Here is a 15,942-nt window from a genome sequence, read left to right on the forward strand (position 1 = left end):
CCTGTGAGAATCGGGTCCATGGAAAGCACCAGCGCCCGCCCCGCCGGCAGCACCCGCCGCGAGGCCACCCGGCAGAAGCTCTACGAGGCGGCTGTCACCCTCATCGCCGAGCAGGGGTTCTCCGCGACCACGGTGGACGAGATCGCCGAGCGCGCCGGGGTGGCGAAGGGCACCGTCTACTACAACTTCGCCAGCAAGTCGGTGCTCTTCGAGGAGCTGCTGCGGCACGGCGTCGGCCTGCTCACCGCCTCGCTGCGGGAGGCCGCCGAGCGCACCGCCCGCGAGGGCGGCAACGGGGTGGACGGGCTGGACGCGATGGTCCGCGCGGGCCTGGTCTTCATCGACCGCTACCCGGCCTTCACCCAGCTCTACGTGGCCGAGCTGTGGCGCACCAACCGGGCCTGGCAGTCGACCCTGATGGTGGTCCGCCAGCAGGCCGTGGCGGTGGTCGAGGAGGTGCTGCGCGAGGGCGTGGCGGCCGGGGAGTTCAGCGACGAGATCGACGTACCGCTGACGGCGGCCGCGCTGGTCGGGATGGTGCTGGTGGCCGCGCTGGACTGGAAGGCGTTCCAGCCGGAGCGGTCGCTGGACGATGTGCACTCCGCGCTGTCCCGGCTGCTCCAGGGGCGGGTCAGCGGGGGCTGAGCCCCACGACCTCGGGGCGCGCGAAGGGCGCCGGACCGCATGCTGCCGGTCCGGCGCCCTCGCTCTCCCCCGCACGGTTCTCACCGCGGTCCCCCGTGACCGTGACGGCCACGGGCCCCGTGTCTCGCTTCCGCCGACGCAGGCCGACGGAAGGAGCGGCCGGCGGGCGGGCCCGTTCCGCCGCCCCGTGTCGGCGGTGCCGGGCCGCGCCCCCTGGCCGTGCCTCCACTCTCCCGTCCGGGCCGTCCTGGGCCCATCCGCGCGGCTACTCATCTGTGCGTCTAGGTACGGGTACTCAAGCCCCCGCGTTCGGGCCCAGGACCGGCGCTGTCGGTGGTGGTCGGTAAAGTCGCGGTCATGGCACGGATTGCGGTGATCGGCGCCGGGATGGGCGCGCTGGCGGCGGCCGCCCGGCTGGCCGTCGCGGGCCACCGGGTGACGGTGTACGAGCGGACGGACACGTACGGCGGGGCGGTGCGCCGCTTCGAGCGGGACGGGTTCGCCTTCGACACCGGCCCCGGTCTGCTGCCGCTGCCCGCGGTCTGGCGGGACCTGTTCCTGAAGACCGGCAAGGAACCGCTGGAGGACCTGGTCGAGCTGGTCCAGGTCGACCCCTCCTCCCGCCACCTCTTCGCGGACGGCACCGGCGTCGCCGTGCCCAACGCCTCGCGCGCCGGTGTCGTCTCCGCGCTGGACGAGGCGCTGGGCGCCGGGGTCGGGCAGCGCTGGGGCGACTTCCTGGTGCGGGCCCGTGAAGCCTGGGACCGCACCCGGCGCCCCCTGCTGGAGGAGCCGCTGTGGCCCAACTGGCAGGTGCTGGCGGAGCGCGAGCCCTACCCGGCCGTCCCGCACAAGCGCCTGCTGCGCACCCGCCGGGCCACCACCCTCGCGGAGGTCGCCGACCGGGAACTGCGCGACGACCGGCTCAAGGCCCTGCTGACCGGCCACTCCCTCGCCCACGGCCTGGACCCGCGCACCACCCCGGCGAGCGCGGCCGTCCTGCCCTACCTGGAGCACGCCTTCGGCACCTGGTACGTGCGCGGTGGCGTCCGCGAGCTGGCCCGCGCGGTGTACGAGCGCTGTGTGCGGCGCCGGGTGGAGTTCGTGTTCGGCGCCGAGGTCACCGGGATCACGGTGAAGGACGGCCGCGCGGCGGGCGTCGAGCTGGCCGACGGCACGGTGGCGGACGCCGACCATGTGGTGGCCGACGTGGACCCGGCCCTGCTGGCCCGCCTGACGGACCGCCCGCTGGACGGCACCGGCGATGTGCGCCCCGGCGAGCGTGGCGCCGCCCGGCTCACCCTGCTGCTGGCGCTGAAGGGGGCCCGCGAGGCGGGGGCCGCGCACCGCACGGTCGTGCACGCGCCGGACGCCGAGGCCGAGTTGGACCACCTGGCGAACCCGGGCGGCGATGCCTTCCCCGTCCCCACGGTCACCGTGCTGCGTCCCGACGACCCGGCGCTGCGCCCGGACGACGCCCACGAGTCGGCGGTGGTGTGGGCGACCCTGCCCGCCGAGACGGAGGCGGACCCGGCCCACGCGGGGATACTGCTCGACGCGGCCGCCCAGGCGATCCCGGCCCTGCGCGACCGCCTGCTCTGGCACGAGGTCCGCACCCCGGAGCACAACTCGGCAGAGACCGGAGCCCGTTACGGCGCGGTCCCCGCTCCCTCACTGGCCGCGGGTGACGGCGCTCTCCTGCATCCGGCCAACTCCACGCGCCTGCCCGGCCTGTACCGGGTCGGTGGCTGGTCCCACCCCGGCGGCGGGCTGCCGCACGCGGGGATGTCGGGGGCGATGGTGGCCGGACTCGTCGTGGAGGGGCCGGAGTTCAGGGGCTCGACGTGAGCGGCGCTCAGTAGCGGTACTGCTCGTCGTAACCGGTGTGCTGCTGCTGGGTCTGGCCCTGGTAGGGGTACTGCTGCTGCTCCGGCGGGAGTTCGCCGTCGTAGTTCTCGTCGGTGCGCTGCTGCGGCACCCACACCCCGCCCGCCGGGGTCTCGCCCTGCCCGCCGTACGCGTCCTGGCCGTAGCCCTGCTGGGCGTAACCCTGCTGCGCGTAGCCGGAGTTGTCGTAGCCGCCCTCGTAACCCTGGCCGGTGTACGGGTCGGTGTAGCCGGGGTACGCCTGCTGCGCGCCGGTGTCGTAGCCGTTCTGGGCGTAACCCTGCTGGCCCTGCTGGCCGTAGCCCGAGTAGTCGTAGGCGTACGCCTGGTCGGTCTGCTGGGGCTGGGGCTGGGCCGGGGTGCCGTCGCCGTAGACGCCGTAGCTGCCGGTGTCGTCGGGCATGGGCTGGGGCTCGTAGACCGAGGTGGTCTCGGCGGCGGTGGGGTCGGGGCGGACCGGGGTGAACACGTCGTCGCGGTCGTAGGCGTCGTCCCCGTCGTGGCCGTCGTAACTCTCGGTGGCGTAGGCGGCGGTCTCCGGGCCGGGGTGGTCCTGGCCGAAGTCGGCCGGCTCGTCCGGGCCGGGGGCGCCGAGGACCGGGTCCTGGTGCTCGGCGCGGTTGCGGCGGCGCCGGGTGACCGGGCCCGCCTCCTCGTCGTCGGGGCGCTTGACGGCCCAGCCGGCCGCGAAGCCCTTGCGGAACGACAGCGTGACGTAGGTCTGCCCGACGGCGAACGCGATGGCGCCCAACCCGATCACGACGACCGACGGCATCAGCACGCCGACCACCACACCGAGGAACCCGGTGAAGGCGAGCAGCCGCCAGCGCAGCCGCGCCTTGTACTGCAGCAGCACTTCGCCGAGCAACCACAGCGCGACGATGCCGAACGCGATGTAGAGGACCGTCCAGCCCATGTACGCCCCTCTCCCAGTGACCGTTACGCAGTGTGTCCCATCGCGGTCCGGCCGGTCTAGGCCCGCGGGGGGTGGTGCAGGCCCAGGTTCTCGTAGATCTCCAGCGTCGCCGTGGAGTTGTTCAGCGTGATGAAGTGCAGTCCGGGCACTCCCTCGGCGAGCAGCCGGGCGCAGAACTCCGTGGTGAAGTCGATGCCCAGGGAGCGTACCGCCGCCGGGTCGTGCTTCGCCGAGAGGATGCGCTCTTTCAGCTCGGACGGGAACAGCGCGTTGCTCAGCTTCGGCAGCCGTTCCAGCATCTTCACGCTGGTGACCGGCAGGATCTCCGGAATGACGGGGGTTTCGCAACCCGCGGCAGAGACCCGGTCGCGCAGCCGGAGGTAGGACTCGGGCTGGAAGAACATCTGGGTGATGGCGTAGTCGGCGCCCGCGCGGCACTTGTCCACGAAGTGGGCGACGTCGGTGTCCCAGTCGGCGGAGCGCGGGTGCATCTCCGGGAAGGCGGCGACGCCCACGCAGAAGTCACCCGACTCCTTGATGAGGCGCACCAGTTCGGCCGCGTAGGTCAGCCCCTCGGGGTGCGCGACCCAGTCGCCCATCGGGTCGCCGGGCGGGTCGCCGCGCACGGCGAGCATGTTACGGATGCCGGCGTCCGCGTACTGGCCGATGATGTTGCGCAGTTCGGCCACCGAGTGGTCGACGGCGGTGAGGTGGGCGACCGGGGTGAGCGTCGTGTCGACGACGATCTGCTGGGTCTCCTTGACCGTGGTGGCACGGGTGGTGCCGCCCGCGCCGTAGGTGACGGAGACGAAGTCGGGCGCGACGGCCTCGACCCTGCGCAGCGCGTTCCACAGGTTGCGCTCGCCCTGCGGGGTCTTCGGCGCGTAGAACTCGAAGGAGTACGCCGTCTTGCCGGTGGCGAGGATGTCCCGGACGGTCCGGGCGCGATCAGTCCTGGTGGATGCGGTTCCGAGGGCCATACCCGCAGGTTAGCCACGGCCGGGCGGTGACCCAACCGGGCACCGACGATTTGGCCGAATTGCCGGGCCCTTGTCCATCCCTTGGGACGGGTTTCTCCCCGGGGACGGCTTGCGCTCAGATCTCCCGCAGCCGCTTGGCGAACTCGGCCGCCGCCGCGCCCGGATCGTCCGCGGCCGTGATCGCGCGGACCACGACGACCCGGCGGGCGCCCGCGTCGAGCACCTCGTCCAGGTTGGTCCGGTCGATGCCGCCGATGGCGAACCAGGGGCGCTCGGCCTCAAGGCTCGCGGCGTACCGGACCAGGCCGAGGCCGGGGGCGTGGCGGCCGGGCTTGGTGGGGGTGGGCCAGCAGGGGCCGGTGCAGAAGTAGTCCACGCCGTCCTGTGTGGCGGCCGCGGCGGCCTCCAGCTCGGAGTGGGTGGAGCGGCCGACCAGGACCCGGTCGCCGAGGATCGCGCGGGCGGCCGGTACCGGCAGGTCGCCCTGGCCGAGGTGGAGCACGTCGGCTCCGGCGGCGTGGGCCACGTCGGCCCGGTCGTTCACCGCGAGCAGCTTGCCGTGCCGGGCGCAGGCGTCGGCGAACACCTCCAGGTGGGCCAGCTCCTCGGCGGCCTCCATGCCCTTGTCCCGCAGCTGGACGATGTCGACACCGCCGGCCAGGACCGCGTCCAGGAACTCGGCGAGGTCGCCCTGTTCCCTGCGGGCGTCCGTGCAGAGGTAGAGCCGGGCGTCGGCGAGGCGGTCGCGGGCGGTGTCGGGCATGCGGTGGGTCCCCCGGTGTTCGGTGTGCGGGTCGTGCTGTGGGCGGGCGGCACCCGGCCGGGTGCCGCCCTGGGGCGCGCTGATGCGCGGTGGGTCAGACGGCCAGCGCCTGGGCCCGGCGCTTCACCTCCGTGCCGCGGTTCTCACTGAGGGCCTGCGCGGGGGTGCCGGGCAGGGAGGGGTCCGGGGTGAAGAGCCACTCGATCATCTCTTCGTCCGTGAAACCGTTGTCCCGCAGGAGTGTCAGGGTGCCGGTGAGGCCCTTGACGACCTTGTCCTCGTCGATGAAGGCGGCGGGGACGTGCAGCGCGCGGTTCTCACCGCGGCGTACGGCGATGAGCTGGCCCTCCTTGACCAGCTGCCGCACACGCGTCACCTCGACGTCGAGCTGTTCGGCGATGTCGGGGAGGGTGAGCCAGGCGGGGACAAGAGCGTCGGTCTTGGTGTCAATCTCGGTCACGACATCTAGCCTGCCATCCCCCACCGACAGCCGGTAGTCGGGCCACTGAGCGCCCGGGCGTCCGGCCTACTCCAGGACGGCCTGCTTCAGCGGGAGCGCGGGGTCCCTCAGAGCCTCGGCGTCCATCACCCGGCCCGCCTCGATCAGCCGCCTGCCCTGGGCCAGGTCGCGGGGCCGGCCCACCGCCAGCAGGGCCACCAGGCGGCCCTCGCGCAGCCAGCACACGGTCCAGGCGGGGTCGGCCGGGTCACCGCGCCACACCGTGCGGTCGGCGGCCGCGTGGTGTCCCACGTACTGCACGAACCGCCCGAACTGCTCGGACCAGAAGTACGGCACCGGGTCGTAGGGCGCCGCCTCCTCGCCCAGGATGTCGGCGGCGACCGTACGGGGGCCCTGGAGGGCGTTGTCCCAGTGGTGGACGAGGAGCCGCTCGGTGTAGCGGGCCGAGGGGAAGGAGGTGCAGTCGCCGACCGCGTACACATCGGCGGCGGAGGTGCGCAGCCGGTCGTCGGCCAGCACGTCGCCGTGCGGACCGAGGGCGATGCCGGAGCCGGTGAGCCAGCCGGTGGCGGGGTGGGCGCCGATGCCGACCACGACGGCGCCGGAAGGCAGGCGAGCGCCGTCGTCCAGCACGACCGCGCCGGGCTCGACGGCCGCCACCCGGGCGCCGGTGCGCAGGGTGACCCCGGCATCGGCGTACCAGGCGGTCATCGGGGCGGCGACCTCGGCGGGCAGGGCGCCGGCCAGCGGGCGGTCGGCGGCCTCGACGACGGTCACCGCGCAGCCCGCCTCCCGGGCGGCGGTGGCGAACTCGGCGCCGATCCAGCCCGCGCCGACCACCACCACGTCGTGCTGCGCGGCCAGCACCGGGCGCAGCCGCTCGGCGTCGTCCAGGGTGCGCAGCAGATGCACGTCCGGCGCCTGGCCGGTGCCGGGCAGCCGGACGGGTTCGGCACCGGTGGCGAGGACCAGCACGTCGTACGGGACGGGCCCGGCGGCGGTGTCCAGTTCGTGCTCGGCGGGGCGGACGCCGAGCGCCTCGCAGCCGAGCCGCAGGTCGATGTCGAGCGAGGCGAAGTCCACGTCGAAGGCGGAGCCGTCGGCGGTGCCCAGCAGGATGGCCTTGGACAGCGGGGGCCGGTCGTACGGCTGGTGCGGCTCGGCGCCGATCAGGGTGACGGGGCCGGTGAAGCCCTGTTCGCGCAGGGCGACGGCGGTCTGCACCCCGGCCATCCCCGCCCCGACGACGACCACGCGCCGCTCCTGTACCGAACCCTCCGAAGATCTCTGCTCGCTCACATCGCCACCCTAAGACACCTGACTTCCCGTCAGTCAGTGCGCGGCGGCACCGACCTCTTCCACCACGCTGGTGCCCGCGCCCGGCCCGGATTCCCACTCCCACTCCTCCTCCAGCCGGACCCGGCCGTCGGGCAGCTCGGTCACGGTGGAGACACAGTGCCCGGAGGCGGTGGTGCCGTCGTGTCGGAGCTGCACGTAGCGGAAGTCCAGCCGGTCCCCGGCGCGGGTGCCGACGAGGTGGCCGCGCGCGATGTCCCCGCCCGCGTACTCGGCCCAGATCCGCCCCTCGCTCTCGTGGTAGGCGAACCGGGTCCCGGTGCCCACCTGGCCCGGTGCCTGGTCCGTCACGGGGGCGAGGGTGAGTCCGTCGAGCGAGCGGGGCATGGGCGAGGGCTCCCTTACGGTGAACTGGGCGGGCGGCTAGGCTGGCCACCGTAACTGCACTCGCGGGAGCCCGGACGCACCGGGCTGAGAGGGAGGCTGGCGGCCTCCGACCGTACGAACCTGATCCGGGTCATGCCGGCGAAGGGAGGGGCGAGACGCCCATGCCGTCACGTACGTCCGGACCACCCGGTACCCCCGACGTGCTCGTCGTGGGGGGCGGGATCATCGGCCTGGTCACCGCCTGGCGCGCGGCCGGGCGGGGGCTGACCGTCGCCGTCGTGGACCCGGAGCCCGGTGGCGGGGCCGCGCGGGTGGCGGCCGGGATGCTGGCCGCGGTCACCGAGCTGCACCACGGCGAGGAGGGGCTGCTCGCCCTCAACCTGGCCTCCGCGCGCCGCTATCCCGACTTCGCCGCCGAGCTGGCCGAGGCCACCGGCGACGACCTGGGCTACCGCCGCTCGGGCACGCTGGCCGTCGCCTTCGACACCGACGACCGCGCCCAGCTCCGCGAGGTGCACGACCTCCAGCTCCGCTGCGGACTGGACTCGGAGTGGTTGTCGGGGCGCGAGTGCCGGCGTCTGGAGCCGATGCTGGCGCCCGGTGTGCGCGGCGGGCTGCGGGCCGACGGGGACCACCGGATCGACCCCCGCAGGCTGGCGGCCGCGCTGCTCATCGCCTGCGAGCGGGCCGGGGTGGCCTTCCACCGCGGCTGGGCCGCGCGGCTCGACACCGCCGGTGACCGGGCCACCGGGATCACCACGGCGGACGGCACCGCGCTGCCCGCCGGGCAGGTGGTGCTGGCGGGCGGCAGCCTGAGCGGACGGCTGGCGGGGGTGCCGGAGGCGCTCGTACCACCCGTGCGCCCGGTGAAGGGGCAGGTGCTGCGGCTGACCGTGCCGCCCCGGTACCGGCCGTTCCTCAGCCGTACCGTGCGGGCCGTGGTGCGCGGCGGGCCGGTGTATCTGGTGCCGCGCGAGAACGGCGAGCTGGTGATCGGCGCGACCAGCGAGGAGCTGGGCCACGACACCACGGTCACCGCCGGCGGGGTGTACGGGCTGCTGCGCGACGCCCATGAGCTGGTGCCCGGCATCACCGAGCTGCCGCTCACCGAGACCCTGGCCGGACTGCGCCCCGGCTCCCCCGACAACGCCCCGCTGCTCGGCCCCTCGGGCCTCGACGGCCTGCTGCTGGCAACCGGGCACTTCCGCAACGGCGTGCTGCTCACGCCCGTCACCGGGGACGTCATGGCCGAGGTGCTGTGCGGCGCGGGCCTGCCCGAGGTGGCCCGCCCGTTCTCGCCGGGCCGCTTCGCCGCCCCTCCCCCCACTCTGGAGCACTCCGCATGAACATCTCCGTCAACGGCGAGCGCCGCGAGGTGGCGCCGGGCACCGCCCTGGACGCTGTCGTCCGCGTCCTCGCCCCGGCGCCCTCCGGAGTGGCCGCCGCCGTCAACGAGACCGTGGTCCCGCGCACCCGGTGGGCCGAGACCGGCCTCGCCGAGGGCGACCGGGTCGAGGTCCTCACCGCCGTGCAGGGAGGCTGACCGTGCCCACCGGAACCACCGACCCCCTGGTCCTCGGCGACCTTGCCCTGGAGTCCAGGCTGATCATGGGCACCGGCGGTGCCCCCAGCCTGGACGTGCTGGAGCGCTCGCTGGTCGCGTCCGGCACCGAGCTGACCACGGTGGCGATGCGCCGGGTCGACCCCGGCGCGCACGGCTCGGTGCTGTCGGTGCTGGAGAAGCTCGGCATCCGCGTGCTGCCCAACACCGCGGGCTGCTTCACCGCCGGGGAGGCGGTGCTGACCGCCCGGCTGGCCCGCGAGGCGCTCGGCACCGACCTGGTGAAGCTGGAGGTCGTGGCCGACGAGCGCACCCTGCTCCCCGACCCGGTGGAGACCCTGGACGCGGCCGAGACGCTGGTCGACGACGGCTTCACCGTGCTGCCGTACACCAACGACGACCCGGTGCTGGCCCGGAAGCTCCAGGACGTGGGGTGCGCGGCCGTGATGCCGCTGGGCTCCCCGATCGGCTCCGGTCTCGGCATCCGCAACCCGCACAACTTCGAGCTGATCATGGAGCAGTCGTACGTCCCGGTCATCCTGGACGCCGGTGCCGGGACCGCGTCGGACGTGGCACTGGCGATGGAGCTGGGGTGTGCCGGTGTGATGCTCGCCTCGGCCGTCACCCGCGCGCAGGACCCCGAGACGATGGCCTCGGCCATGCGGTACGCCGTGCGTGCCGGGCACCTGGCGCGGCGGGCCGGACGCATCCCGCGCCGCCATTTCGCGCGGGCGTCCTCCCCCGCCGAGGGGCGCGCGGACCTCGACCCCGAGCGCCCGGCGTTCACCTCGCCGAACGGTCACAGCTCTGCTGCAGCCGCTCACCCGGACGGCGCAGCGGGAGCCGGCTCCGCGCACCCCTCGTAGACTCGCCCGCGTGGATACGACCCTTTCGGACCCCCTCCTCGGCCAGGTGCTCGACGGCCGCTATCGCGTCGAGGCGCGGATCGCCGTCGGCGGGATGGCGACCGTGTACCGGGCCCTGGACATCCGGCTGGACCGGGTCCTGGCCCTCAAGGTGATGCATCCGGCGCTGGCCGCCGACGGCGCCTTCGTGGACCGGTTCATCCGCGAGGCCAAGTCGGTCGCCCGGCTGGCCCACCCCAATGTGGTGCAGGTCTTCGACCAGGGCACCGACGGGGGCTGGGTCTACCTCGCCATGGAGTACGTCGCCGGGTGCACCCTGCGTGACGTGCTGCGCGAGCGGGGCGCGCTGCGGCCGAGGGCGGCCCTGGACATCCTGGAGCCTGTGCTCGCCGCGCTGGGCGCCGCGCACCGGGCCGGGTTCGTGCACCGGGACATGAAGCCGGAGAACGTGCTGATCGGGGACGACGGCCGGGTCAAGGTCGCCGACTTTGGTCTGGTGCGCGCGGTGGACACGGTCACCAGCACCACCGGTTCGGTCCTCGGCACCGTCTCCTACCTGGCGCCGGAGCAGATCGAGCAGGGCACCGCCGACCCGCGCGTGGACGTGTACGCCTGCGGTGTCGTGCTCTACGAGATGCTGACCGGCGCCAAGCCGCACTCCGGGGACTCCCCCGCCCAGGTCATCTACCAGCACCTGAACGAAGACGTGCCCGCGCCCTCGGCGCTGGCGCCGGGCCTGGCCCACGAGCTGGACGCCCTGGTGGCCGCCGCCACCGCCCGCACCCCGGCCCTGCGCCCGGCGGACGCGGCCGCGCTGCTCGGCGAGGTGCTGCGGGTGCGCGGCACGCTCACCGAGGAGCAGCTCGACGCGCTGCCCCCGCGGGCCGTGTCGGTCGCCCACGACAACGCGGGCGACCGGACGAGCGTGCTGCCGCGCGCCATGACGGTCCGGCCGCTCCCGGTCGACGGGGACGGCACGGACGGCACGGACGGCCACAACGTCACGAGCGTGCTGCACACCACCGACATCGAGCCCCCGCCCACCCGGCGCGGCACGGGTCGGTCCCGGCGGCCCCGCCGCGGGCTGCTCACCCTGCTGGCCACGGTGCTGGTGGTCCTCGGCGTCGGCGGCGGGGTCTGGTACATCAACTCGGGCCAGTTCACCAAGGTGCCGCCGGTGCTGTCGCGCACCCAGGACCAGGCCGAGCAGCGCCTGAAGGCGGCCGGTCTCCAGGTGGGCGGCGTGAAGCGGGCCTACAGCGACACGGTGGACCGGGGCACGGTCATCAGCACCGACCCGTCGGCCGGTTCGCGCGTCCGGGGCCATGCCTCGGTGGGGCTCACGGTCTCGCTGGGCCCGCGTACGGTCCCGGTGCCCCGGGTGGCGGGTCAGTCGCTGGAGCGGGCGCGGGAGCGGCTGAAGTCGGCCGGTCTGGAGCCGGGCATGGTCACGCGCGAGTTCAGCGACGAGGTGGACCGGGGCTCGGTGATCCGTACGACGCCGGATGCGGGCACCGACCGGCACGCCGGGTCGGCGATCGCGCTGGTCGTCAGCAAGGGCGCCCCGGTCGACATCCCGGACGTCAGCGGTGAGGACGCGGAGAGCGCGCGCCAGGACCTGACCGACGCCGGGCTGAAGGTGAGGATCGCCGCCGAGCGCGTCAACTCCGACTACGACAAGGGCCAGGTCGCCGCCCAGTCCCCGGAGCCGGGTGCGCGGGGCGCCGAGGGCGACACGGTGACGCTGACGCTGTCCAAGGGCCCGGAGATGGTGCGGGTGCCGGACGTGACCGGGTCGAACGTGGACGACGCGCACCGGAAGCTGGAGGCGGCCGGGTTCGAGGTCCACGAGGACCGGGGACTGCTGGGGCTGTTCGGCGACACGGTGAAGAGGCAGTCGGTGGCGGGCGGCGACGAGGCGCCCAAGGGCTCGAAGATCACGATCACCATCCGGTGACCGGTCTCACCGGGGCCGCCGGTCCGGGCGCGCGGGACGGCGTGACACCCTGAACGGGTGACACTCCAGCCGTCCCCCGCAGCTCCCCTCGCCGTCCCCGGTGCCCTCCGCAACCCCGTCGGCGCCCATGTGCCGGTGGCCGGCGGGCTGCACACGACGGGGCTTCCGTACGCCCGGGAGCTGGGGGCGGAGACCGTGCAGGTCTTCGTGGCCAACCCGCGCGGCTGGGCCACCCCGGCCGGGAACCCGGCCCAGGACGAGGCGTTCCGGGCGGCCTGCGCGGCGGAGTCGGTACCGGCGTACGTGCACGCGCCCTACCTGATCAACTTCGGCTCGCACACCGAGGCGACGGTGGAGCGCTCGGTTGCGTCGCTGCGGCACTCCCTGCGGCGCGGGCGGGACATCGGGGCGCTCGGCGTGGTGGTGCACACCGGCAGCGCGACCGGCGGACGCCCGCGCGAGGTGGCCCTGCGGCAGGTGCGCGAGCGTCTGCTGCCGCTGCTGGACGAGCTGACCCACGACGACGACCCGTTCCTGCTGCTGGAGTCGACGGCCGGGCAGGGTTCCTCACTGTGCTCGCGGACCTGGGACTTCGGCCCGTACTTCGAGGCGCTGGACGCCCATCCGAAGCTCGGCGTCTGCCTGGACACCTGCCACATCTACGCGGCCGGGCACGACCTGACGGGCCCGGACGGCATGCGGCAGACGCTCGACCTGCTGGTGGAGACCGTGGGCGAGGGACGGCTGAAGCTGATCCACGCCAATGACTCCAAGGATGTGGCCGGCGCACACAAGGACCGCCACGAGAACATTGGCTCCGGACACATCGGCGAGGAGCCGTTCCGCGCGCTGATGGCTCACCCGGCCACGGCGGGCGTCCCGCTGGTGATCGAGACCCCCGGCGGCAAGGAGGGCCACGCGGCGGACGTGGCCCGGCTGAAGCGCCTCAGGGACGGCTAGGGCTACAGCTCCGGACCGTCGCCCGGCTCCTCCTGGTAGGAGTAGCGCTGTTCCTTCCAGGGGTCGCCCACGTTGTGGTACCCGCGCTGCTCCCAGAAGCCCCGGCGGTCGGCGGTCATGTACTCCACGCCCCGGACCCACTTGGGGCCCTTCCAGGCGTACAGGTGCGGGACGACCAGGCGGGCCGGGAAGCCGTGTTCGGCGGTGAGGAGTTCGCCGTCCTTGTGGATGGCGAAGATGGCGCGGTCGTCGGCGAAGTCGGCCAGCCGGAGGTTGGCGCTGAAGCCGTACTCGGCCCACACCATCACATGGGTGACCCCGGGCGCGGGCGGCGCCAGGTCGAGGATCGCGCGGGCGGGCACCCCGCCCCACTCCGCGCCGAGCATGCTGAACTTGGTCACGCAGTGCAGGTCGGCCACGACCGTGGCGTACGGCAGGGCGGTGAACTCCTCGTGGGTCCAGGACCGCTTCTCGCCGTCGGCGGTGGCGCCGAAGACCCGGAAGTCCCAGCGCTCGGGGCGGAACTTGGGCACGGGCCCGTAGTGCGTGACCGGCCAGCCGCGCTGGAGCCGCTGTCCCGGCGGAAGGTCTGCCGCCGCCCCCGTCCCAGACGCGTGTTCCACCGGATGAGCCATGTCTCCATCCTGACAGACCGGGCGGGGTGCACCCGACCAGCATAGTGACATTTCCGGCATTGACTACTAAGTGTGCGCTTACTGGACGGCTCATGGTGCCGGTGGAATCATGCGGCAGGATCTGCCAGGAATGTCCGGAAGGAGCCCACCCCGATGTCAGGCGACCCCGAGGTCATCGAGCTGCTCAACGAACAGCTCACCGCCGAGCTGACCGCGATCAACCAGTACTTCCTGCACGCCAAGCTCCAGGACCACAAGGGGTGGACGAAGCTCGCCCGGTACACCAGGGCCGAGTCCTTCGACGAGATGCGGCACGCGGAGGCCCTGACCGACCGCATCCTGATGCTGGACGGCCTGCCCAACTACCAGCGCCTCTTCCATGTCTCGGTCGGCCAGACGGTGACCGAGATGTTCCGGGCGGACCGGCAGATCGAGGTGGAGGCCATCGACCGGCTGCGCCGGGGCGTGGAGGTCATGCGCGCCAAGGGCGACATCACCTCGGCCAACGTCTTCGAGGCGATCCTCGCCGACGAGGAGCTGCACATCGACTATCTGGAGACCCAGCTCGACCTGATCGAGAAGCTGGGCGAGTCGCTCTACCTGTCCACGGTGATCGAGCAGGTCCAGCCGGACACGGCGGGCTGAACCGGAGCGCCGGACGGGGTCAGGCGGCGTCGCCGAGACGGCGTACGGGTGCCTCGGCGGCGGCAGGGACGAGCACCGGCGGGCGCTGGGCGATCTGCTCGCGGCGCGGGCAGGCGCCCCGGCCCAGGAGGGCCTGGATACGGCGGACACAGCCACCGCAGTCGGTGCCGGCCTTGCAGGCGGAGGCGATCTGGCGCGGGGTGCAGGCGCCGTTCTCGGCGTGCTGCTTGACCTGCTGCTCGGTGATGCCGAAGCAACTGCAGACGAACACCAGGTTCACCTCCCGACGGGACCGCCGATCGCTGCCGTCGCCGGATTTCGGTGAGGCAAACCTAACCTAACCCGGCAGGCGGGAGTCGGGGAAGCGGAAGGGCGCGGATCTCGTGTGATCCGCGCCCTACTTCACGCTCAGGGCCGCTTCGGCCTCACTGGTCCCGGTACATCTCCGCGACCAGGAAGGCGAGGTCCAGCGACTGGCTGCGGTTGAGCCGGGGGTCGCAGGCCGTCTCGTAGCGCTGGTGCAGGTCGTCGACGAAGATCTCGTCGCCGCCGCCCACGCACTCGGTGACGTCGTCACCGGTCAGCTCCACGTGGATGCCGCCGGGGTGGGTGCCCAGGCCCTTGTGGACCTCGAAGAAGCCCTTGACCTCGTCCAGCACGTCGTCGAAGCGGCGGGTCTTGTGCCCGGAGGCCGCCTCGAAGGTGTTGCCGTGCATCGGGTCGGTCACCCAGGCCACCGTGGCACCGGACGCCGTGACCTTCTCCACCAGCTCGGGCAGCCGGTCGCGAATCTTGTCGGCGCCCATGCGGACGATGAAGGTCAGCCGGCCCGGCTCCCGGTCGGGGTCGAGGCGGTCGATGTAGCGCAGCGCGTCCTCGGCCGTGGTGGTCGGGCCCAGCTTGATGCCGATCGGGTTGCGGATCTTGGACGCGAACTCGATGTGCGCGCCGTCCATCTGCCGGGTGCGCTCGCCGATCCACACCATGTGCCCGGAGACGTCGTACAGCTTGCCGGTGCGGGAGTCGACGCGGGTCAGCGCCGACTCGTAGTCCAGCAGCAGCGCCTCGTGCGAGGAGTAGAACTCGACGGTCTTGAACTCCTCCGGCTCCGCGCCGCAGGCCCGCATGAAGTTCAGCGCCTGGTCGATCTCCCGGGCGAGCTGCTCGTAACGCTGGCCCGACGGCGAGGACTTCACGAAGTCCTGGTTCCAGGCGTGCACCTGGCGCAGGTCGGCGTAGCCGCCGGTGGTGAAGGCGCGGACCAGGTTGAGCGTGGAGGCGGAGGCGTGGTACATCCGCTTCAGCCGCTCGGGGTCCGGGTAGCGGCTCTTCTCGGTGAAGTCGAAGCCGTTGACGGAGTCGCCCCGGTACACCGGCAGGGTCACGCCGTCACGGGTCTCGGTGGGCTTGGAGCGCGGCTTGGAGTACTGGCCCGCGATCCGGCCGACCTTGACCACCGGGACGGACGCGGCGTATGTCAGCACGGCGCCCATCTGGAGGATCGTCTTGACCTTGGCGCGGATGTGCTCGGCGCCCACCGCGTCGAAGGACTCGGCGCAGTCGCCGCCCTGGAGCAGGAACGCCTCGCCCTTGGCGACGGAGGCCAGCCGGGCACGCAACTGGTCGCACTCGCCCGCGAAGACGAGGGGCGGATAGGTCGAAAGCTCCGCGATCACTTCGCGCAGAGCCTCGGTATCCGGGTATTCGGGCTGCTGCGCCGCGGGCAGGTCTCGCCAGGTCGCCTCGGCGGCCACGGCTCGGGAATCAGCGTTCACGGTCACCCTCCCAACATTACGGGGTCACGACCGGTGCTCCGGGCCCCGCTCGAAAGGTGAGACGGGGTGACTGCTCCGTGGACGTCTTTCCCCGCGCCGGGCCGGGCCGATGCGGTAGGATCGGCGCCATGTTCGCGCAGCAGATCCAGAACTGGTGGTGGACCGCTCTTCCGGCGGCCCACTGATTCGCGCGCAGCACAGAGACTTCC

At 73.2% G+C, this 15,942-nt stretch carries 17 protein-coding genes, 1 pseudogene and 1 riboswitch; of the genes and pseudogenes, 9 read left to right on the plus strand and 9 right to left on the minus strand.

Translation table 11 applies throughout. The features are described 5' to 3' along the window. The first annotated feature begins 18 nt into the window (after positions 1-18). Together D0Z67_RS07320 and D0Z67_RS07325 are read left to right on the plus strand one after the other, a co-directional pair. Complete coding sequence (locus D0Z67_RS07320; RefSeq protein ID WP_031179943.1) at positions 19-645, plus strand: TetR/AcrR family transcriptional regulator; 627 nt, start codon at positions 19-21, stop codon at positions 643-645. Positions 646-1,002: 357 nt separating this feature from the next. Beyond that, entirely contained in the window at positions 1,003-2,493 is a 1,491-nt protein-coding gene (locus D0Z67_RS07325) for a phytoene desaturase family protein (RefSeq protein WP_199812139.1), read from the plus strand. Between the two features lie 7 nt (positions 2,494-2,500). Here the strand turns inward: D0Z67_RS07325 and D0Z67_RS07330 are convergent, their stop codons facing one another. From D0Z67_RS07330 to D0Z67_RS07355, 6 genes are all read right to left on the minus strand, one after another. Next, positions 2,501-3,448: an SCO2102 family sporulation regulator gene (locus D0Z67_RS07330; RefSeq protein ID WP_031179941.1), complete on the minus strand. Its 948-nt coding sequence runs from the start codon at positions 3,446-3,448 to the stop codon at positions 2,501-2,503. A gap of 56 nt (positions 3,449-3,504) precedes the next feature. Then, positions 3,505-4,428 carry a methylenetetrahydrofolate reductase [NAD(P)H] gene (metF, locus tag D0Z67_RS07335; protein ID WP_031179940.1) on the minus strand — a complete coding sequence of 308 codons (924 nt, stop codon included), beginning with the start codon at positions 4,426-4,428 and terminating at the stop codon, positions 3,505-3,507. Positions 4,429-4,543: 115 nt separating this feature from the next. Next, the gene (thiE, locus tag D0Z67_RS07340) at positions 4,544-5,191 is read right to left on the minus strand and encodes a thiamine phosphate synthase (RefSeq protein ID WP_031179939.1); all 648 of its coding nucleotides are present in this window, start codon (positions 5,189-5,191) and stop codon (positions 4,544-4,546) included. Between the two features lie 94 nt (positions 5,192-5,285). After that, complete coding sequence (locus D0Z67_RS07345; protein ID WP_031179938.1) at positions 5,286-5,651, minus strand: Rv2175c family DNA-binding protein; 366 nt, start codon at positions 5,649-5,651, stop codon at positions 5,286-5,288. Between the two features lie 66 nt (positions 5,652-5,717). After that, on the minus strand, positions 5,718-6,905 hold the full coding sequence (locus D0Z67_RS07350) for an NAD(P)/FAD-dependent oxidoreductase (RefSeq protein ID WP_031179937.1): 1,188 nt from the start codon (positions 6,903-6,905) through the stop codon (positions 5,718-5,720). A 78-nt stretch (positions 6,906-6,983) separates the two neighbouring features. Next, positions 6,984-7,334, minus strand: a complete 351-nt coding sequence (locus D0Z67_RS07355) for an avidin-fold protein (RefSeq protein WP_031179936.1) — start codon at positions 7,332-7,334, stop codon at positions 6,984-6,986. A 52-nt stretch (positions 7,335-7,386) separates the two neighbouring features. Next, positions 7,387-7,499: riboswitch (TPP riboswitch) on the plus strand. On the opposite strand from D0Z67_RS07355, the gene thiO reads away from it, so the two are divergent. The 5 genes and pseudogenes from thiO to D0Z67_RS07380 all read left to right on the plus strand — a co-directional run bounded on the left by thiO (position 7,496) and on the right by D0Z67_RS07380 (position 12,678). Continuing rightward, on the plus strand, positions 7,496-8,680 hold the full coding sequence (gene thiO / locus D0Z67_RS07360; RefSeq protein WP_037774474.1) for a glycine oxidase ThiO: 1,185 nt from the start codon (positions 7,496-7,498) through the stop codon (positions 8,678-8,680). Its footprint overlaps the riboswitch before it by 4 nt. Continuing rightward, positions 8,677-8,877, plus strand: coding sequence for a sulfur carrier protein ThiS (thiS, locus tag D0Z67_RS07365; RefSeq protein ID WP_031179934.1), 201 nt, complete (start codon positions 8,677-8,679; stop codon positions 8,875-8,877). Before thiO ends, thiS begins: the two co-directional genes overlap by 4 nt. 2 nt (positions 8,878-8,879) lie before the next feature. Continuing rightward, a pseudogene (locus tag D0Z67_RS07370) lies at positions 8,880-9,680 on the plus strand (thiazole synthase); the annotation flags it as partial. Positions 9,681-9,771: 91 nt separating this feature from the next. After that, positions 9,772-11,718 (plus strand): Stk1 family PASTA domain-containing Ser/Thr kinase, encoded by a 1,947-nt coding sequence (gene pknB, locus D0Z67_RS07375; protein ID WP_031179932.1) that lies wholly within the window; start codon positions 9,772-9,774, stop codon positions 11,716-11,718. A 57-nt stretch (positions 11,719-11,775) separates the two neighbouring features. Then, positions 11,776-12,678 carry a deoxyribonuclease IV gene (locus D0Z67_RS07380; RefSeq protein WP_031179931.1) on the plus strand — a complete coding sequence of 301 codons (903 nt, stop codon included), beginning with the start codon at positions 11,776-11,778 and terminating at the stop codon, positions 12,676-12,678. 2 nt (positions 12,679-12,680) lie between these two features. On the opposite strand, the gene D0Z67_RS07385 is transcribed toward D0Z67_RS07380, so the two are convergent. Continuing rightward, positions 12,681-13,313, minus strand: coding sequence for a sulfite oxidase-like oxidoreductase (locus D0Z67_RS07385; protein ID WP_031179930.1), 633 nt, complete (start codon positions 13,311-13,313; stop codon positions 12,681-12,683). A 153-nt stretch (positions 13,314-13,466) separates the two neighbouring features. On the opposite strand from D0Z67_RS07385, the gene bfr reads away from it, so the two are divergent. After that, on the plus strand, positions 13,467-13,958 hold the full coding sequence (gene bfr / locus D0Z67_RS07390; RefSeq protein WP_031179929.1) for a bacterioferritin: 492 nt from the start codon (positions 13,467-13,469) through the stop codon (positions 13,956-13,958). A gap of 19 nt (positions 13,959-13,977) precedes the next feature. On the opposite strand, the gene D0Z67_RS07395 is transcribed toward bfr, so the two are convergent. Together D0Z67_RS07395 and D0Z67_RS07400 are read right to left on the minus strand one after the other, a co-directional pair. Continuing rightward, positions 13,978-14,229, minus strand: coding sequence for a (2Fe-2S)-binding protein (locus tag D0Z67_RS07395; protein ID WP_031179928.1), 252 nt, complete (start codon positions 14,227-14,229; stop codon positions 13,978-13,980). A gap of 154 nt (positions 14,230-14,383) precedes the next feature. Beyond that, a complete protein-coding gene (locus D0Z67_RS07400; protein ID WP_031179927.1) occupies positions 14,384-15,739 on the minus strand; it encodes a class II 3-deoxy-7-phosphoheptulonate synthase in 1,356 nt (451 codons plus the stop codon). Between the two features lie 122 nt (positions 15,740-15,861). Here D0Z67_RS07400 and D0Z67_RS30550 point away from each other — a divergent pair, with 122 nt between their 5' ends. After that, entirely contained in the window at positions 15,862-15,918 is a 57-nt protein-coding gene (locus D0Z67_RS30550) for a trp operon leader peptide (RefSeq protein WP_350749699.1), read from the plus strand. Positions 15,919-15,942 lie beyond the last annotated feature (24 nt).

The organism is Streptomyces seoulensis (assembly GCF_004328625.1).
Classification (GTDB): domain Bacteria; phylum Actinomycetota; class Actinomycetes; order Streptomycetales; family Streptomycetaceae; genus Streptomyces; species Streptomyces seoulensis.